Origin of the sequence: Lederbergia galactosidilytica, assembly GCF_017873565.1 — a bacterium.
In the GTDB taxonomy this organism is placed as follows: domain Bacteria; phylum Bacillota; class Bacilli; order Bacillales; family Bacillaceae_C; genus Lederbergia; species Lederbergia galactosidilytica.
Genome location: NZ_JAGGKH010000009.1, coordinates 46620 through 63377 on the forward strand (window position 1 = coordinate 46620; position 16758 = coordinate 63377).

Annotated in this window: 16 protein-coding genes; 11 read left to right on the forward strand and 5 right to left on the reverse strand. The window is 39.2% G+C overall.

Going from position 1 to position 16758, the window contains the following annotated elements; genetic code table 11:
- Positions 1-129: 129 nt before the first annotated feature.
- On the reverse strand, positions 130-1392 hold the full coding sequence (locus J2Z23_RS10970) for a BaiN/RdsA family NAD(P)/FAD-dependent oxidoreductase (RefSeq protein WP_057982132.1): 1263 nt from the start codon (positions 1390-1392) through the stop codon (positions 130-132).
- Positions 1393-1880: 488 nt separating this feature from the next.
- On the opposite strand from J2Z23_RS10970, the gene J2Z23_RS10975 reads away from it, so the two are divergent.
- Positions 1881-3494, forward strand: a complete 1614-nt coding sequence (locus J2Z23_RS10975; protein ID WP_064468532.1) for a putative polysaccharide biosynthesis protein — start codon at positions 1881-1883, stop codon at positions 3492-3494.
- Positions 3495-3663: 169 nt separating this feature from the next.
- Here the strand turns inward: J2Z23_RS10975 and J2Z23_RS10980 are convergent, their stop codons facing one another.
- Positions 3664-3999 (reverse strand): hypothetical protein, encoded by a 336-nt coding sequence (locus tag J2Z23_RS10980; protein ID WP_057982128.1) that lies wholly within the window; start codon positions 3997-3999, stop codon positions 3664-3666.
- Between the two features lie 143 nt (positions 4000-4142).
- Here J2Z23_RS10980 and J2Z23_RS10985 point away from each other — a divergent pair, with 143 nt between their 5' ends.
- Positions 4143-4862: a pseudouridine synthase gene (locus J2Z23_RS10985; RefSeq protein ID WP_057982126.1), complete on the forward strand. Its 720-nt coding sequence runs from the start codon at positions 4143-4145 to the stop codon at positions 4860-4862.
- Positions 4863-4993: 131 nt separating this feature from the next.
- On the opposite strand, the gene J2Z23_RS10990 is transcribed toward J2Z23_RS10985, so the two are convergent.
- Positions 4994-5212 (reverse strand): DeoR family transcriptional regulator, encoded by a 219-nt coding sequence (locus J2Z23_RS10990; protein WP_057982124.1) that lies wholly within the window; start codon positions 5210-5212, stop codon positions 4994-4996.
- 378 nt (positions 5213-5590) lie between these two features.
- Between J2Z23_RS10990 and J2Z23_RS10995 the strand changes: the two genes are divergently transcribed.
- The 7 genes from J2Z23_RS10995 to J2Z23_RS11025 all read left to right on the forward strand — a co-directional run bounded on the left by J2Z23_RS10995 (position 5591) and on the right by J2Z23_RS11025 (position 13810).
- Positions 5591-6298 (forward strand): ABC transporter ATP-binding protein, encoded by a 708-nt coding sequence (locus J2Z23_RS10995; RefSeq protein WP_064468534.1) that lies wholly within the window; start codon positions 5591-5593, stop codon positions 6296-6298.
- Positions 6288-7463: an ABC transporter permease gene (locus J2Z23_RS11000; RefSeq protein ID WP_057982120.1), complete on the forward strand. Its 1176-nt coding sequence runs from the start codon at positions 6288-6290 to the stop codon at positions 7461-7463. Before J2Z23_RS10995 ends, J2Z23_RS11000 begins: the two co-directional genes overlap by 11 nt.
- A 325-nt stretch (positions 7464-7788) precedes the next feature.
- Entirely contained in the window at positions 7789-9210 is a 1422-nt protein-coding gene (gene pepV, locus J2Z23_RS11005) for a dipeptidase PepV (protein ID WP_057982118.1), read from the forward strand.
- 30 nt (positions 9211-9240) lie between these two features.
- Positions 9241-10098, forward strand: a complete 858-nt coding sequence (gene dat, locus J2Z23_RS11010; protein ID WP_064468535.1) for a D-amino-acid transaminase — start codon at positions 9241-9243, stop codon at positions 10096-10098.
- Between the two features lie 783 nt (positions 10099-10881).
- A complete protein-coding gene (thpR, locus tag J2Z23_RS11015; protein WP_057982114.1) occupies positions 10882-11424 on the forward strand; it encodes an RNA 2',3'-cyclic phosphodiesterase in 543 nt (180 codons plus the stop codon).
- Between the two features lie 163 nt (positions 11425-11587).
- Positions 11588-12541: a nuclease-related domain-containing protein gene (locus tag J2Z23_RS11020; RefSeq protein ID WP_057982113.1), complete on the forward strand. Its 954-nt coding sequence runs from the start codon at positions 11588-11590 to the stop codon at positions 12539-12541.
- 453 nt (positions 12542-12994) lie between these two features.
- Positions 12995-13810: a phosphotransferase family protein gene (locus tag J2Z23_RS11025; protein ID WP_057982111.1), complete on the forward strand. Its 816-nt coding sequence runs from the start codon at positions 12995-12997 to the stop codon at positions 13808-13810.
- Here J2Z23_RS11025 and J2Z23_RS11030 read toward each other — a convergent pair.
- Positions 13805-14083, reverse strand: a complete 279-nt coding sequence (locus J2Z23_RS11030; protein ID WP_209973939.1) for a YtzH-like family protein — start codon at positions 14081-14083, stop codon at positions 13805-13807. The genes J2Z23_RS11025 and J2Z23_RS11030 overlap by 6 nt on opposite strands.
- A 189-nt stretch (positions 14084-14272) precedes the next feature.
- Between J2Z23_RS11030 and trmB the strand changes: the two genes are divergently transcribed.
- Positions 14273-14956, forward strand: a complete 684-nt coding sequence (gene trmB / locus J2Z23_RS11035) for a tRNA (guanosine(46)-N7)-methyltransferase TrmB (RefSeq protein ID WP_057982107.1) — start codon at positions 14273-14275, stop codon at positions 14954-14956.
- Positions 14957-15333: 377 nt separating this feature from the next.
- Complete coding sequence (locus J2Z23_RS11040; protein WP_209973941.1) at positions 15334-16212, forward strand: YtnP family quorum-quenching lactonase; 879 nt, start codon at positions 15334-15336, stop codon at positions 16210-16212.
- Between the two features lie 50 nt (positions 16213-16262).
- Here the strand turns inward: J2Z23_RS11040 and J2Z23_RS11045 are convergent, their stop codons facing one another.
- The gene (locus J2Z23_RS11045) at positions 16263-16574 is read right to left on the reverse strand and encodes a PepSY domain-containing protein (protein WP_057982103.1); all 312 of its coding nucleotides are present in this window, start codon (positions 16572-16574) and stop codon (positions 16263-16265) included.
- Positions 16575-16758: the final 184 nt, after the last annotated feature.

The following is a 16758-nucleotide window of genomic DNA, read 5'->3' on the forward strand; positions in this document are numbered from 1 at the left end:
GCAAGCCCCGGCTGTCCCGAAAATTCAAGCCCCCAGCCAAAAGTGTAACAACTCTAATTTTTCATCGCAACCCAAAGTCTTCTCCTATGCAGTACCCGCTCGATTCTCAAAAAATCATTAAAACGGAATTTACTCTTTCCCAAATAGGGCGGCATTCATCCCTGCCAGTCTACCTGTCACAAGTGCAGCTGTAATATTATAGCCGCCTGTATAGCCATAGATATCCAAAATCTCCCCACAGAAATGCAGGCCTGGCATGAGTTTGGAGGCCATTGTTTTAGGCTCGATTTCTTTTACGGAAATACCGCCACCTGTGACAAAAGCTTTTTCTAAAGGTAAGGTGCCATTTACTTTAAAGGTGAATTGTTTGCAGATTTTAGCAAAGGTCCGCCATTTTTCCGTTGAAATGGTAGCACAAACCTCTGTAGGTTCGATTGCGCATTGCGTGAGCAAGAACAATAAGTAGCGTTCAGGTAACAAGCCTTTCAATGCATTTTTAACACTCTTTTTTGGCTCGTCCTTTTTAATCTTTTGTGTTGCTTGAAAAAGTTCTTCCTCACTTTGATCAGGCAAGGCATCAATGGCCATTGTTACTTCATGCTGCTTTGACTTTTTTAGCTGCTTTACGACAAATTGGCTACAGCGTAAGGCGGCAGGGCCGGAAATGCCGAGATGGGTAAAAATCATGTCCATTTTATGGGTAATCACTGGTTTCCCATTTGGCTTCAACACACTGAGACCAACATCACGCAATGATAATCCTTGTAGTTGCTTTTCTTTTATAAAACCTTCGTTGGAGGTAATTGGCACTTCAGTTGGGAACAGTTCTGTAATCGTATGGCCGGCCGCCTTTGCCCACGGATAACCATCCCCAGTTGAACCAGTTTGTGGGACAGATGCACCTCCAGTGGCAAGCACGATAGCAGAAGCAGCATATTCTTCACCAGATTTTAACAGAACCCCTGTAGTTTTACCTTCATCATAAAGCACTTTTTGAACGGGAGTATCGAGCAGCACATCAACGTTTAGTTCATCCATTCTTGTTAAAAGGGCATCAACGACAGATTGTGCCCGATTGGATACTGGGAACATCCGGCCATGATCTTCTTCTTTTAATTCAATTCCAAGCTGTTCAAAGAAACGAATTATATCTTCATTATTAAAAACAGAAAAAGCACTGTAAAGAAACCGCCCATTGCCTGGTATATGCCGAATAATCTCATCAAGGGGCAAGCGGTTTGTTACATTACAACGTCCTCCACCGGAAATCGCTAATTTTCTCCCCAGTTTATGCCCTTTATCAATTAATAAAACTTTTGCCTTATTTTCAGCGGCGGCAATTGAGGCCATTAATCCCGATGGACCTCCACCAATCACAATCACATCATACATTGTATCTGCTCACTTTCATGTTTAAATTCAACCAAAATAATAACGGATAAGTTTGATCGTCAAATCCTTAGCAACCCCCTGAGAAATCTCTCCATTATACTAGTCCTTCTTATAGCATTATACAAAAGAACGGAATCCGACTTAAGTGCTGCCAGCTTACAGTCCTTACCATATTTTTAGGTTTAATGGTTTGGGTTATTTTAGGAGAAAAGACTCCTTGTTTTGCTAAGGAAATATTTACAAGTAAAAGTATTTCTATATGAAAAACGTTGTGTAAACGGCGTCGCCCTACTCCTTGCAACAGGCATTTAAGAAATAAGTCAAATATACCTAGTCATACACCTACCACTTTTCTTAAAATACTATGAACATTTAACAAACGCAACGTTGAACTCATTGTCAAATTAAGTCGATAGCTGTAAACTAATGAATAGTGTGTAGAATAATATGTTTTAATGGAAAATAAAAAATGGAGAGTTCGAGAATGTATGTCATCTAAATTAATACGGGGAACATTTATATTAACGCTCGGTACAATTTTATCCAAAGTATTAGGTCTTCTCTATGTTATTCCTTTTAAAGCGATTATTGGTGGGGAAAGTGCCTATGCTATCTATAATTATGGTTATACGCCCTATACAATTTTTATTAGTATTGCTACAGCGGGCGTACCTCTTGCTGTTTCCAAATATGTTGCAAAATATAACGCATTAGGAGAATATGAGGTAGGTCATCGGTTATTTCGCTCAGGCTTGTTTGTGATGACTTTAACAGGGATTGCCTCTTTTCTCATAATGTACGGATTAGCGACGCCGATCGCAGAAATTGTGTTAAAAGGGGCAGAGACTGAATATACGATTGCAGATGTCGCCTCTGTCATCAGGGCCGTCAGCTTTGCTTTAATTGTTATTCCTGCCATGAGTTTAATCCGTGGGTTTTTCCAAGGAAACCAGTCAATGGGACCATCTGCCGTTTCAACCGTCATTGAGCAATTGGCTAGAATTATTTTCTTATTAGCCGGTAGTTATATTGTGATCTATATGTTGAAGGGTAGTGTGGTGACCGCGATTGGGGTGGCGACATTTGCGGCCTTTATCGGTGGGATTGCTAGTCTTATTGTCTTACTTTGGTATTGGAGAAAACGTAAGCCGAAATTAGACGAACAACGCCTGCAAAGTAAAGGCGAACTCAATGTATCATTAGGCAATATGTATAAGGAAATTATCGTCTATGCTTTTCCTTTTGTCATGGTCGGCATTGCCAATCCATTATATACTTTTATTGATCAATTAACATTTAACAGTGCTATGGCTGCTGGGAGCCAAGCAGTCAATTATTTGGATGCTTATGGAACCTTAAGTTTAAATCATAAATTGGTGATCATCCCGGTATCTTTAGCTACAGCCTTTGCGATGACATTGGTTCCTTTAATTACGGAATCCTTCGTCAATGACGATCGGAAAATTCTCTTCCGTCAGCTTGATCAGACGATTCAAGTTTTATTATTTATTACGTTGCCAGCAGCCTTAGGGCTGATGATATTGGCAGAACCTTTTTATACTGTGTTCTATGGTTATTCAGATCTCGGAACAGAGGTGCTGAGAACGTATGCACCTGTCGCGATCTTGTTTGCTTTATATTCCGTGACCGCAGCGATTTTGCAAGGAATCAATGAACAACGCTTCACGATCTTAAGCTTATTAACAGGGATTTTAATTAAATTAAGTTTAAATATCCCATTGATTAAGGCCTTTGGTACAGATGGAGCGATTTATGCAACAGCACTCGGATATTTCGTTTCAATCGTGATTAATTTGATTGTTATAAAAATCTTTGCCAAATATCCACTACGACTTGTCTATAGAAGAGTTCTTTTAATTGTGATCTTTAATATCGCCATGTTAGTGCCAGTGTACTTTATTTACCTAGGTCTTCACTCTATTATGAATCCAGAATCTCGCCTGCAAGGATTATTACTAATCTTTATTTGTGCCGCGATTGGAGCAGGGATTTATGGTTATTTAAGCCTGAAATCTGGTTTAGCTGATCGTCTATTTGGTGAACGATTAACAAGAGTGAAGAAGAAACTGGGAATGAGTTAACCATTCCCTTTCTAGCGATAAAATAAACATATTTTGAAATGGGCAGTGTCCCCGCCTTAATGTTAGAATGAGGTGGGGGCAACTGCCCGTATCTGTATATATGCCGTTATGATTGTTCATGAATATATTTAATTCTTGACAGGGTGGAATTTGTTAGCCATTAAAAGAATTAATAATACCCAGTTTCATCATATTCTGGCCGGCCTTGATGGCCCGGAAATCCTGGGTAGCTTCCTTGACCTTCTAAACGAGATACGCGGCGTTCAAGACGATTAAATTGGCGTTCTAGTCTTCTCACTTGATTCTCTAATTGATCTACTCTGCGATTAAGTGAGGATTGATTTGGCGTTCCAGGAAAGAAATGTTTTGCTTGCATATCATCTTGTTGTGAAAACTCCCCATACATAGGTTGTTGCGACATATCCCCTTGTAGTTGGGGCATTACTTGACCAGGAAACGGCATTTGATTAGAAAACGGCATAGGCATTTGTTGGCGAAAACTCATTTATACGTCACTCCATTTCATTATCTCTTCCAACATCAGCCTATGTAAAAGTTTGTAAAGGGTATGGGCTTAGGCCTAAAGGGAAGAAATAAGTTAAAAATGTTTTTAATTGAGGAAGGCAATAGAGGAAAAGGAGAATTTTGATGAGAATTGATAAGCTTTTAGCAAATACGGGTTACGGTAGTCGGAAAGAGGTAAAAAAGCTCCTGAAAAATGGCAGTGTTACGGTTGAAGGGAAAGCAGTCAAGGATCCGAAAACACAAGTGAACCCCGAGCAACAATCAGTTTATGTTCATGGGGAAGAAGTATTTTATCGTGAATTTATTTATTTAATGATGAATAAGCCAGGAAATGTGATTTCGGCAACAGAGGATTTACATGAAAAAACCGTGATAGACTTATTGCATCCAGACGATGCTTTCATTTCGCCGTTCCCAGTAGGACGATTAGATAAGGATACAGAGGGATTACTTTTATTAACCAATGATGGAAAATTAGCCCACCAATTGCTTTCACCTAAAAAGGATGTGCCCAAAACATATTTTGCGATCATTAAAGGCCAAGTTACTGAGGATGATAAGCAAGCCTTTGAAAAAGGGGTCATTTTAGATGATGGTTATGAAACAAAGCCAGGATTTTTAGAGATTTTAAAAGCAGGAGAACGTTCAGATATTGAGTTAACCATTACAGAAGGAAAGTTCCATCAAGTGAAAAGAATGTTTGAAGCTGTGGGAAAGAAAGTTATCTATTTGAAGCGAATTTCGATGGGGCCTTTACAATTGGATGAGGCATTATCCTTAGGGGAATATCGCGAATTAACAGAAGAAGAGGTATCTCAATTACAGAATACGGCAATAAAATGACTGCCCTCCATTTATAATGGGCAGTCCACATTTTGTTAAAAACATTTTCAAGCTTGGATAAGGCGCTTCGGTGACTTATGCTCACCTAAGTGACCAATCCTATTTGAATAAATAATACATATCGTTATAGGTTAAGTTACTTTCACTTTTTTCTCCGTTGTTGTCCATTTTCCACGTCTCGGGCTACTGATTAGGTCATTGTATTCTAACACATTCAAATCCCTCTGAATGGTGCGAGGAGTGCTTCCAAATTCATCCACGATCTCCCGTGTTGTAACGGTTCCATTTTCTAGAATATATAAGTAAATGGATTTGACCCTGGTAAGCATTCTATTCGTTGACGGTTTCAATAAAACCACTCCCTCATCTTTAATCCCATGGCAGTCGGTTGACATCTTGCCTAGTTAAAGAGATGGTAATTTCCCGCAGACAACTCCTTTTAAGAGATGTTCCAAAGGTTTAATTGACACTTCGCTCTTTTTCTCATATGGATGTGTCCTTCTATTTCCCTTTTAGAACAACCACTTTAAGTATATTCTATTTTCAGACAGTTCCATTTTAACGCATTTATTCAAAAATGAAAAGGGGGAAGTTCTTTTTTATAAATAAAAGTAGCAAATTTGGTTCTTGCATTCAGTGTTTGTAGATAAAAACTTTGATTGGGAACTTTTTAGTCATTTATTCGTAAATGTAAGGGAGATGGATGAACGTAATAGGGGAGTGGCTATATGGCTTTACTAGAGGTGAATATACAGCAAGCTGGTTATCAAATAAATAAGAAGACAATTTCCGATATTCACTTTTCAATTAGACAAGGTGAATTAATGGGAATGATTGGAGCAAATGGAGCAGGAAAAAGCACGACAATTAAAGCAATTTTGGATGAATTACCTTTTGTAGAAGGGGAGATCTCAAAAGCTGAGGGTGGGAAGCTGTCCTATATTCCAGAGCGTCCTTTGTATTATCAAGAATTAACGCTTTGGGAGCATTTTGAGTTTGTGGCCGCTGTCGAGGAGCTAGGAGAAGACGCCCTCCACTATGCCAAGGAGATCTTGCGACAATTTCGCTTATCTGCTCATCTCCATAAATTTCCTGGAAACTTTTCAAAGGGAATGCAGCAGAAAGGAATGTTGGCGCTTGCCTTATTCACAAAACCAGATCTCTTGATCATTGATGAGCCGTTTATGGGGCTTGATCCTGGTTCGACAAAACTACTTTTAGATCTTTTAGAAGAAGAACGAAGTAAAGGTAAGGGAATTTTAATGTGCACCCATATATTAGATACAGCACAAAGAATGTGTGACACCTTTATTATCATTGAAAAAGGGCGGATGAAAGCGAAAGGTCAATTAGATGAGGTGTTAAAACAATGTGGTGCTACAGACGGTAGTCTCTATTCTTGTTTGGAGGTAGAGGTCGAAGAAGATGAAGAGTAAAGAGCTATTTTGGATGAGATTGAAGCAAGAGTGGGAGCATCGCTTTCGTACAATCAAATCCATTGTTGATTGGACTGTTTTTGTTTATTTTGTATTGCCTGCTACCGTAATTTCCTTTTTCATTTACCGTTCCTGGTGGCTGGAAATGCCCAATTGGATGGATGGAGTCCCGATCCAATTACTCGCATTGTTCTTTCTCCTATTATGGGGAGATCATTTTCACACTTATGTGCGGGAAGCAGATCGAATTTTTCTGAGAAAAAATAAAAAGTTATTTCTGCAGTTAAAACAGTGGGGAATTATCTATTCTTATCTTTATCAATGTCTATCAGTTTTGGGAGTAGGAATCGCGATCGGGCCATTTTGGTATCAACATTTTCAATTACATACAGGGGATTTTATCCTTTTTTCTGGTCTTTGGGTATCTTTAAAATGGTTAATTATGGCGATAAAAGGGAAATGGAATGTGCAGGTACGTGGATGGCGAAGTCTGCTAAGAGGGATTCCATTTTTCATTGGCGCCTTGATAGTTTGGGGACTTGGTTTTCAGTTTTTTTTACAGCAGAATGTTGGTTGGCTTTTACTGCTAATCGTATTCAACACCGCCCTCTCAATTTTGTTTGTACGTCATCGATTTACTTCAGTTCACAATTTTGAGCAAGATTTAACCATTGATGAATTAGAGAAAAATAAATATACGGAAATGATCTTTCAACTCTCATTGGATATTGAAAAGCAATCAAGAAGTACAAGCAATCGTATCAAGCCGCGGCTATACACACGATCAAATCGTTTATTTAAAACTCGTAATGAGAAAACCGGTTATTTAGAATTGTTTATCAAGGCGATAACACGGAACTCGCAATATATTTTACAATACATGCAAATTATCAGTGTGACTGCTGCCGCAATTATTCTCTTACCGCCAGTATGGTTAAAAATCACTGTCTTCATATCAGGAGCAGTATTTTTATTAACTTGGGTGGGAAATATGTGGCGAAGAACAGTGGAAGAACACCCTTTTGTTAGAAAATATCCGATGGAGATAGGTTTTTTTCAAGCGAAGAGAATTGTCACCATCGCTTCCCTGATACCCTTTATAGTCATTGTTGGTTTGCTTGTGGTCATACGAATTTTTTTATTTACACATATTCCAAATTTATGAATTGGAAAAAAAGGTATATAATAGAGGATATTCAAAAAGTAAGGATCAAAGGCTCATTTCGCGACAACAATCGACCTGTGTCCTGCAGGTCTCGCTAAAACGGGCACTGCGAGCTAAAGGTCCTTTGACTAAGTGCCGTCATGTCCTGTGGACAACGTAGAAGTTAGCACACGCGCAAATTCGCCTCGAACTTTTGACGTACAGGATATAAAAGTGGACATTGGCGATTGACGTTAGCGTAGGCACTGACATGGTCTTTTTTATCCTCCTTTTTGAACACGCACTAATAGAAAAAGAGAATTTTTGAAAAGGAGTCATGGTTGGAATGGCAAAAATAGACTGGAAAGCAGAAGTAGAAAAAAGAAAAGATACCATTCTTGCAGATTTACAAGGACTTCTGCAAATCCCGAGTGTACTGGATGAGGCGAAGGCTACAGCTGAAGCTCCCTTTGGTGCAGAAGTTAAGAGAGCGCTTGACTATATGCTTGAACTTGGTCAACGTGATGGATTTGCAACGAAAAATACTGGTCATGTAGCGGGGCATTTAGAGACAGGAAAAGGAAAGGGCTTAATTGGTGTCCTCGGGCATGTCGATGTTGTTCCTGCTGGGGATGGATGGTCTGATGATCCTTTTTCTGGTGTTGTAAAGGATGATAGAATCTATGCTAGAGGTGCGATTGATGATAAAGGGCCAACAATCGCAGCGTATTATGGTATGAAAATTGTGAAAGAATTAGGCTTGCCTCTTGAAAAAAGAGTTCGACTGATTATTGGCACAAATGAAGAAAGTGATTGGCGTTGTGTTGATCACTATTTTAAAGAGGAAGAAATGCCAGAAATGGGTTTTGCTCCTGACGCTGATTTCCCAATTATCATAGCCGAAAAGGGAATTGCTGACTTTGATCTTGTTCAAGATTTAATGGATAAGGATGAGAATTCCGCACCGATTACCTTATTATCCTTTGTGTCTGGGTTACGCTATAATATGGTTCCAGATCATGCGAAAGCAATTCTGGATATTAAAGATGGCAATACAGATATTATTCAACTGTTTGAAGATTTTTTGGATACACAAGAGCTAAATGGAAAATATTATGTAGAAAGCGGCTATTCGATAATGGAGCTTCATGGAATAAGTGCGCATGGTTCAGAGCCTGATAAAGGTAAAAATGCTGGTTTATTATTAGCGAACTTTTTATCGACACTTCCGCTTGATGCTAGAGGAAATGAGTATATGAAAGCGGCAGTTGAATTCTTTTTTGGAGATTCACGTGGGCGAGCACTTGGAGTAGCATACCAAGACGAGATTTCAGGCGAATTAACGATTAACGTAGGAAAAATGGTATATAACGAGCATGAAGGTGGAAAGTTTGGGATTACGATGCGTTATCCTGTTACCTTTGATCAAGAAGAAGGGAAGAAAACGATTCAAAGGAAAGGCAAAGAATTACATTTTCAACTAGGACAGTACACAAATTCTGATCCCCATCATGTTCCAGAGGACTCCCCTCTCATTCAGACATTGCAGGCTGTTTATGAAGAACAAACAGGTCAGAATGCAGAATTATTGGCGATTGGTGGCGGAACATATGCTAGATCGCTTGATTCTGGTGTCGCCTTTGGAGCATTATTTCCTGGACGTCCAGATGTAGCTCATCAAAAGGATGAATATATGGAATTAGCCGACCTTTGGCAAGCAACAGCAATATATGCCCAAGCGATTTATGAACTAGCAAGAGAGAAATAATTAAGTCTAATTAAATAGGGGTTGTTCTTAATGGCAAAAGTATTGGTGAATGATCAATTAATCGAGCGTACTGAAGCTGTGATTGATATAGAGGATCGTGGCTATCAATTTGGTGATGGTGTCTATGAAGTCATCCGTATTTATGATGGGATGGCTTTTACGGCGGATGAGCATTTAGATCGTTTTTTTCACAGTGCGGAAAAAATAAAAATGGAAATGCCTTTCGATAAGCAGCAAATGCTTCAATTCATCGAGCAATTAATTAAAGAGAATAATCTTCAAGATGGATCGATTTACATGCAGGTGACAAGAGGAGCAACAGCGAGAAATCATCTTTTTCCAGGAAAAGATATAAAGCCTGTCTTAACTGCCTATACTAAGGAAGTAGCAAGACCAGAAGAAAAGCTTGAAAATGGTGTAAAGGCAATGGTTACAGAGGATATCCGTTGGTTACGCTGTGATATCAAAAGCTTAAATCTTCTACCGAATGTTTTAGCAAAACAAGAAGCTAAAGAGCAAGATTGTTATGAAGCAATCCTACATCGGAATGGCACGGTAACAGAGGGATCGTCTTCTAATGCCTATATTATAAAAGATGGTAAAATCATAACCCATCCAGCAACCAACTTAATTTTAAACGGCATTACCCGCCAAGTTATTTTGCAACTTTGCCAAGCCAATCAAATTCCTGTTGCAGAGGAAGAGTTTCATTTAGATGACTTAAAAACGGCAGATGAAATTTTTGTTTCAAGTACCACTTCTGAAGTAATGCCGATTGTACAACTTGACGGACAATCAATAGGAGATGGCAAACCAGGCCCACTAACAAAAAAACTACAATCTCTATTCTTAGAAAAAATAGAGGAAGTAAAAACTCAAAAAATGTAAAAGAAATCCGATGTTTAAGATAAGAACCCTTAAACATCGGATTTTTCTAAGAAAAGCGAAAGCGCCTGTTCAGCGGCGTACAAATTTAAAGGCTTCTGACGAGATAAAGGAAACACAGTGAGCCTAAAAGGCGAACTGATGTTGACTTATCGTAAGAAGAAGCCGTAAATTTGCTAGCCGCTAGGCGCTGTAGCTAGACAAAGAAAAGCAGAGACGACTGTTCAGCTGCGTACAAACTTTCTAGGGGCCTGACGAGATAAAGGAAACACAGTGAGCCTAGTAGGCGCGAACTGATGTTGACTTATCGTAGGAAGGCACCGAAAGTTTGCTAGCAGCTAGGAGTCGGAGCTAGACAAAGAAAAGCGAAAGCGCCTGTTCAGCGAATCAAAAGAAGAACGGCTAAGGCGCGCCGTCCTGGCGCAACGCCGTTCTGACTCACATCCTGTGAGCCTAAACTTAGATAATAAGGATGAACGGCTAAGTATGCCACTTCCTGTGGCAACGCCGTTCTGACCAACATCCTGTTGGCCTGAGATAAAGGAAAAGTGAAAAGCGAAAGACGGCTGATTAGGAGCGACAAGCAAATGTTCCTGAACCGAAGAAGGGTGAACTTGCCTTCAGCGGTTCAGGGTTATTTGACCTCGAGCTCCTGCCGTCTGTAGCGAGACAGTACGGTGAGGACAAAAGGACGAACCGATGTTGACTAACGCAATCAGAAGCTGTAAGTTTGCTAGCCGCTAGGCGCGGTAGGTAGACAAAGAAAGCATAAGGAGGATGATCATTATGGCTGAACATTATTTTTTTGCGTTGGCATTGCCTGATCCAATCAAAGAAGAGCTAGCTTCAATATGCAAAAATGTAAAAAACATCTTTCCTTTTAAAAAGTGGGTGCATCCCGCTGATTATCATATTACATTGGCTTTTCTGGGTGCAGCAGAAAAAGACAAGTTAGCTAATGCGGTTGAAATTATGCGGGAGAATCTTGCTGATTTCAAAGCCCCTTCATTAGAAATTACGCATCTTGATACATTTGGTAAGCGAGTTTTTTGGGCAGGGTTAACGGAGGCAGAGTCTTTAGTTGAGTTACAGAGGAAGGTTTATATAACCTGCGAAAACGCTCAATTCAAATTAGAAAAACGTCCATTTCATCCGCATATTACCTTAGCACGTAAATGGCAAGCTGAACAAGAACTGAAAAAGGAACAATTGGTTTCATATTATCCTTCACTTGCATTTTTGGCGAATGAAGTGGTTTTATATAAAACTCATCCGGAAAGAACACCGAAATATGAGAAAGTCAGGATCTTCCCTCTCTCCCAATCTTAAATGGGGTTCTGAAAAAATATCTGGTATAATGGATTCATTAATATAAGGATCAAAGGCTAACTTCGCGACATCCTGTCGGAAAAGTCCATGCGGCTAGTACTTTCTGTACATCGCAACGCCTTTGTAACCTGCGTCCTGCAGGCATAAGGAAGGTTAAGTTTATATGGCGCAATTATTAAAACTACAAGATTATGTTTCGCGGTATGAAACAGACTTATCACGTTACCCCTCTCAGTTTATTCGACTGAAAAAACAACAATGGGTGAAAATCAAACAAGCATGGGAAACTGGAGAGCCGCTCCAACCTAGTCATACTCCGGTAGAAATTGAAATCCTTCCGGAAAAGGAGAGGAAATTTCCTAAGCTAAAAAAGTTGTTTAAAAGAAGATCAAATGCGATTGAAATTCCCATCGAATCCATTGATGAACATATTACACAACAAGATAAAGAGGAAAATTTTGACTTTTCCCCCTCTTTACATGCTCAGAATGAAACGGAATTAAAACAAAGTTTTCTCGATCAATTATTGCTTTTTCAGTTGAAATGGGCAAGTTCAACAGTTATGGAGAAATCCTTTGTAGATCGGCGTTTTTATATAGATGAACGATTAAAACATTTTCTGCAACGTTTTCCAGATAATTATTTTCTATTTTATGAACCGGTTTTCTTATTAAAAAAAGCACCGGTTGAAATGGAAGTTTTATTGCTTACCCCGACAGAAATATGGTGTTTAGCATTTATTGAGAAAGCAGATCAAGCTGCTTATATTGGGGCGAACCAACACTTTTGGTCGATGAAAGTAAAAGAAGAGGAAAAGAAAGTTCTAAATCCTGTAATGTCAGTCAATCGAATGGAGAAAATTATTAAGCAGCTTTTTCACTTGTATGAAGTTGAATTACCTATCCGTAAAGCGATAGTCTCGCGTAATGGCTTTATTGATTATCCTGATGCCTCCGTTGATTTAACGATTCTCGATCAGCGAACATACGAAGAATGGTTTGAAAAGGCGAGAAAAACGCCATCACCTATTAAAATGATGCAAATCCGAGCGGCAAAAGCATTATTGGATTACGGCCAAACGACTTCATTCCAACGGCCAAATTGGGAATCTGAGTAATCAAAAAGTGCACATTGGAAAGTTAAATTGTCCATAACAATTGCCAACAGGAGTCAATCATTATGGTATCGCCATGTCTGTTGGCATTATTATGACTATCAGCCTTGATCCATCAAGCAGAAGAAATGAAGTGTGTATTACTTTTTAATGGAAAAGTAATGAAAATGAAACTTTCATCAATTGCCACTTGACGAAAATTGGCGATTAACGATAAAATTGTAAAATACAGATGGCTATTCTATTTCAGTCAATAGCGATCTTTTTTTTCTTCTAGAAAATGTTCAAAACGGCTGGGGAAACATAATCGATTTTTGCAGCGGAGGGTTTAGTTTAAATTAATGTAGGTACCCTTTAAACGAATTGGTCTTTTTTGAACATACAATTTTAACGCGAATTTACCAATACAAGTCGTATGATACTACTATTTGTTGATATAATTGAAGGTGAAATTAGGTGGAACATTTATTGGGGCAGGATTGGGAAATTATACCTGCCGGTGGAGCAACCGGTGAAGCTTTTTTTGCAATCAAAGATAACCAGAAACTGTTTCTCAAACGAAATTCGTCCCCATTTTTGGCTGTTTTATCAGCTGAGGGGATCGTCCCGAAGTTGATCTGGACAAGAAGGATGGAAAACGGTGATGTCGTAACGGCCCAGCAATGTTTAGCCGGTAGAGAATTTTCAGCGGGAGAAATGGCGGGGGAAGAAGCGCCAAAACTCTTGAAAAAAATCCATGAATCAAAGCCACTTTTAAGTATGATGGCTCGGATGGAGAAGAAGCCTTACGGACCAAATTTGATGCTACAGGATATTAAGTTAACATTGGACCAAGAGCTATATTCCATTTCCACGATCAAAGAGGCTTTTCATTTTCTTGAAAAAGAATGGACAACTATACAATGTGATGATTGGGCTGTTTGTCACGGGGATGTTAATCATAATAATTGGTTGCTTTCCGACCAAGGGGAGACCTTTCTAATTGATTGGGATGGCGCCACGATCGCCGATCCCGCTTTCGATTTAGGGGTGCTTCTACATTGGTATGTTCCAAAAAACAAATGGTCTCACTGGTTACATCATTATGGTAGTCCTCTTACCAAAAATCTTGAATGGCGGATGAAATGGTATACGATTGCCCATACTTTATTATCCATACAATGGCACCAAACAAGAGGAAATAGGTTTGAGGTGAATTATTGGATAAAGGACTTAGAAAATTTTATGAGAAATGGTTATGCTTGTTCTTATCCTCTAACAAAGCATTTATGATAAAGTATTGATTACATGCACCCACTGGGAAAGCTGGTCCTGGTGGGCATTTATATGTTGATCAAGATCACTTGAGTTTTTCCCTGTTTGAGAATAGCTATATATATCATGTAAAAGAGGTTCCATTTCCTGTGGTACAGATTGATTCGCAAGTAAGGATTGTATTAACCGTTCTACTTGCTCATATTCTGAGACAGCCCCACAGCAGTCCTCTAAATGATTATTTAAAATATCTTGTAATAAATTGACTTGGTCTTGATGATTTAAAGACATTCTTTTCTCTTCCTTTCCAATGAGTTGCTTGTAGTTTGCGCAGATGAAATGCCTTTATGCGTTACTTGATTTTGGTAAAGGATAGGATCAGGTTATACTTTTAATTGGTAATCGCAAAATCTTGTGCAAAGTTTTTTTAAAAACGTGAGCCAATTTTAAAATGATGATAAATCAGAGGTGTTTTGAAACATGCGTGTACGACATAAACCATGGGCAAAAGAGAAAATTGAGCAATATCCTCAATTTGTCATTCCTAATCCCCAAGACTATAAGGGGAAATGGACTGATCTTTTTGGCAATGATAAGCCACTTCATATTGAAGTAGGGACAGGCAAAGGGCAGTTTATTTCAGAAATGGCTCGTGTCCATCCAGATATTAATTATATTGGAATTGAATTACAGCAAAGTGTGATTGTTACGGCTCTAGATAAAGTAATAGAAGCTGATGTACCTAATGTTAAGCTATTACATACGGATGGCGCAGATCTAAGAAACTTTTTTTCCCAAGGAGATGTGGCGCGCGTTTATCTTAATTTTTCCGATCCATGGCCAAAAAATCGCCACGAAAAAAGGCGCTTAACCCATCACTCCTTTTTAAAAATTTATGAAGAAATTCTTGGAGACCAAGGGGAAATTCACTTTAAAACTGATAACCGTGGCTTATTTGAATATTCGCTTGTGAGCTTTTCTCACTATGGCATGAAATTAAATGGTGTATGGTTGGATTTACATGATAGTGATTATGAAGGCAATATTATGACCGAATACGAAGAGAAATTTACAGCAAAAGGTCATCCGATTTATCGCTGTGAAGTCCAATTTACCGATAAAGAACAAAAGCGCAAGCGCCTGTTCAGCGACGTACAAATTTGAACGGCTAAATACGCCACTTCCTGTGGCAACGCCGTTCTGATCAACATCCTGTTGGCCTGAGATAAAGCAAACACGGCGACGAAGGAGCCGATGGTTGACTTACGCAATCAGAAGGCGAAAATTTTCTAGGCGCTGGAGCTGGATGTTGACCGCCACATAAGCAACTTATCCACAATCTAGGATTTTATAAATTCCTCGTAAGAATGAAAAAGGTAAGCAGGTGAAAAGACATTATTGTCTTCTTGCCTGCTTATTTGCTGTCTGTCAGACCATAATTGAGCGGTAAGCATCATGCATGATTGGACAATTCCCTTTTGTATCCCTCCATAAATTGCTACAATAACCATAATAGTTTTAGGGAATGGAGGCTTCCGCAAGTGGAAACTTTACAAATCGGCAATATTACGGTGATGTGGTTAAATGGGGGAGACACGTTTATGGACGGGGGCGCGATGTTTGGAGTTGTGCCAAAACCTTTGTGGACCCGGAAATATCCGGTCAATGACAAAAATCAAATTGAGCTACGCTGTGACCCAATGTTGTTGCAGGTGAATGGGAAAAACGTCTTAATTGAAGCAGGGATCGGCAATGGAAAGTTAACTGATAAGCAGAAACGAAATTATGGTGTTTCGGAGGAATCGAAGCTAGAAGAGGACCTGATGAAGCTTGACCTTACACCGGCAGATATTGACCTTGTACTAATGACCCATCTTCATTTTGATCATGCTTGTGGGTTAACGAAACCAGCCGATGATGGGTATGTTTCAACATTTCCCAATGCGAAAATTTACACCTCTCAAGTAGAGTGGGATGAAATGCGTAATCCAAATCTTCGTTCGCGTAATACATACTGGCCGGAAAACTGGCAAGCGATTGTCGATCAAGTGATAACCTATCAGAACGAGATTAATCTTGAAGACTGTATTCAAATGATTCATACGGGAGGTCATAGTGCCGGACACTCTCTCATTCTGATCGAGAGTGCGGGGGAAAGGCTTGTACATATGGCAGATCTAATGCCAACTCATGCCCATCAGAATCCTTTATGGGTTCTCGCTTATGATGATTACCCGATGGATTCAATTCGTGAAAAACAGAAATGGATCCCTAAAGCACTTGAAGCAGATGCTTGGTTCAGTTTTTACCATGACGCTTATTATCGTGCCTTGAAATGGGATCAGGATGGAAAAATCACTACTACATTGAACAGGAAGCGGGTCGATCAGGGGAAATTATTAAAAGATTTAAACCGATAAACATAAAAGACAGAAAGCGCCATTGATGAATAGGTGCTTTCTGCCTTTTCTTAAATGGGATATACATCCAAAACGCTTCCAGTATAGGCATCTGCGATAAATTCAAACTGCTGTCGCTCGCCATCGCGAGTTCGCATAATGCCGCCACGATATATCTTCGTTTTTAACGCGTGTTTTTGATAATCTTCAGGTTTCATCTGCATCCAAGAGCCATCAATGCTACCTTCCCTTTTAAAAGCTTCTTTAACATCCGCTAATATTTTTTCTCCGGATAACGGTACTTTTTCTTCCAGCACTTTACGCAAGCAATAACCACCAATGAGGCCAGTGACTGCACCTGCAATAAACGATTTCCAATTCATCCTGCGCACCTCCATATCTCTATTTTTTCAGTATACAGGAATTAAGCAAAATCTTCGAGAATTTATATTTTTGAGTTTTATCGAACGGTGCTTCACCTTTTAAAATGATATCAATATAGTTTACGCTTATTTTAAGTTTGAAAAAACAACTGCATGTGGGGATTTTTTAACTAGTTTCTGTACT

Coding starts and splice junctions, on each gene's coding strand:
- J2Z23_RS10980 (WP_057982128.1), bottom strand. CDS start 3,999: ATGAGTTTTCGCCAACAAATGCCTATGCCGTTTTCTAATCAAATGCCG.
- J2Z23_RS11045 (WP_057982103.1), bottom strand. CDS start 16,574: ATGAATTGGAAATCGTTTATTGCAGGTGCAGTCACTGGCCTCATTGGT.
- pepV (WP_057982118.1), top strand. CDS start 7,789: ATGGCAAAAATAGACTGGAAAGCAGAAGTAGAAAAAAGAAAAGATACC.
- trmB (WP_057982107.1), top strand. CDS start 14,273: ATGCGTGTACGACATAAACCATGGGCAAAAGAGAAAATTGAGCAATAT.
- thpR (WP_057982114.1), top strand. CDS start 10,882: ATGGCTGAACATTATTTTTTTGCGTTGGCATTGCCTGATCCAATCAAA.
- J2Z23_RS11030 (WP_209973939.1), bottom strand. CDS start 14,083: ATGTCTTTAAATCATCAAGACCAAGTCAATTTATTACAAGATATTTTA.
- J2Z23_RS11020 (WP_057982113.1), top strand. CDS start 11,588: ATGGCGCAATTATTAAAACTACAAGATTATGTTTCGCGGTATGAAACA.
- J2Z23_RS10970 (WP_057982132.1), bottom strand. CDS start 1,392: ATGTATGATGTGATTGTGATTGGTGGAGGTCCATCGGGATTAATGGCC.
- J2Z23_RS10975 (WP_064468532.1), top strand. CDS start 1,881: ATGTCATCTAAATTAATACGGGGAACATTTATATTAACGCTCGGTACA.
- J2Z23_RS10995 (WP_064468534.1), top strand. CDS start 5,591: ATGGCTTTACTAGAGGTGAATATACAGCAAGCTGGTTATCAAATAAAT.
- J2Z23_RS11000 (WP_057982120.1), top strand. CDS start 6,288: ATGAAGAGTAAAGAGCTATTTTGGATGAGATTGAAGCAAGAGTGGGAG.
- J2Z23_RS10985 (WP_057982126.1), top strand. CDS start 4,143: ATGAGAATTGATAAGCTTTTAGCAAATACGGGTTACGGTAGTCGGAAA.
- dat (WP_064468535.1), top strand. CDS start 9,241: ATGGCAAAAGTATTGGTGAATGATCAATTAATCGAGCGTACTGAAGCT.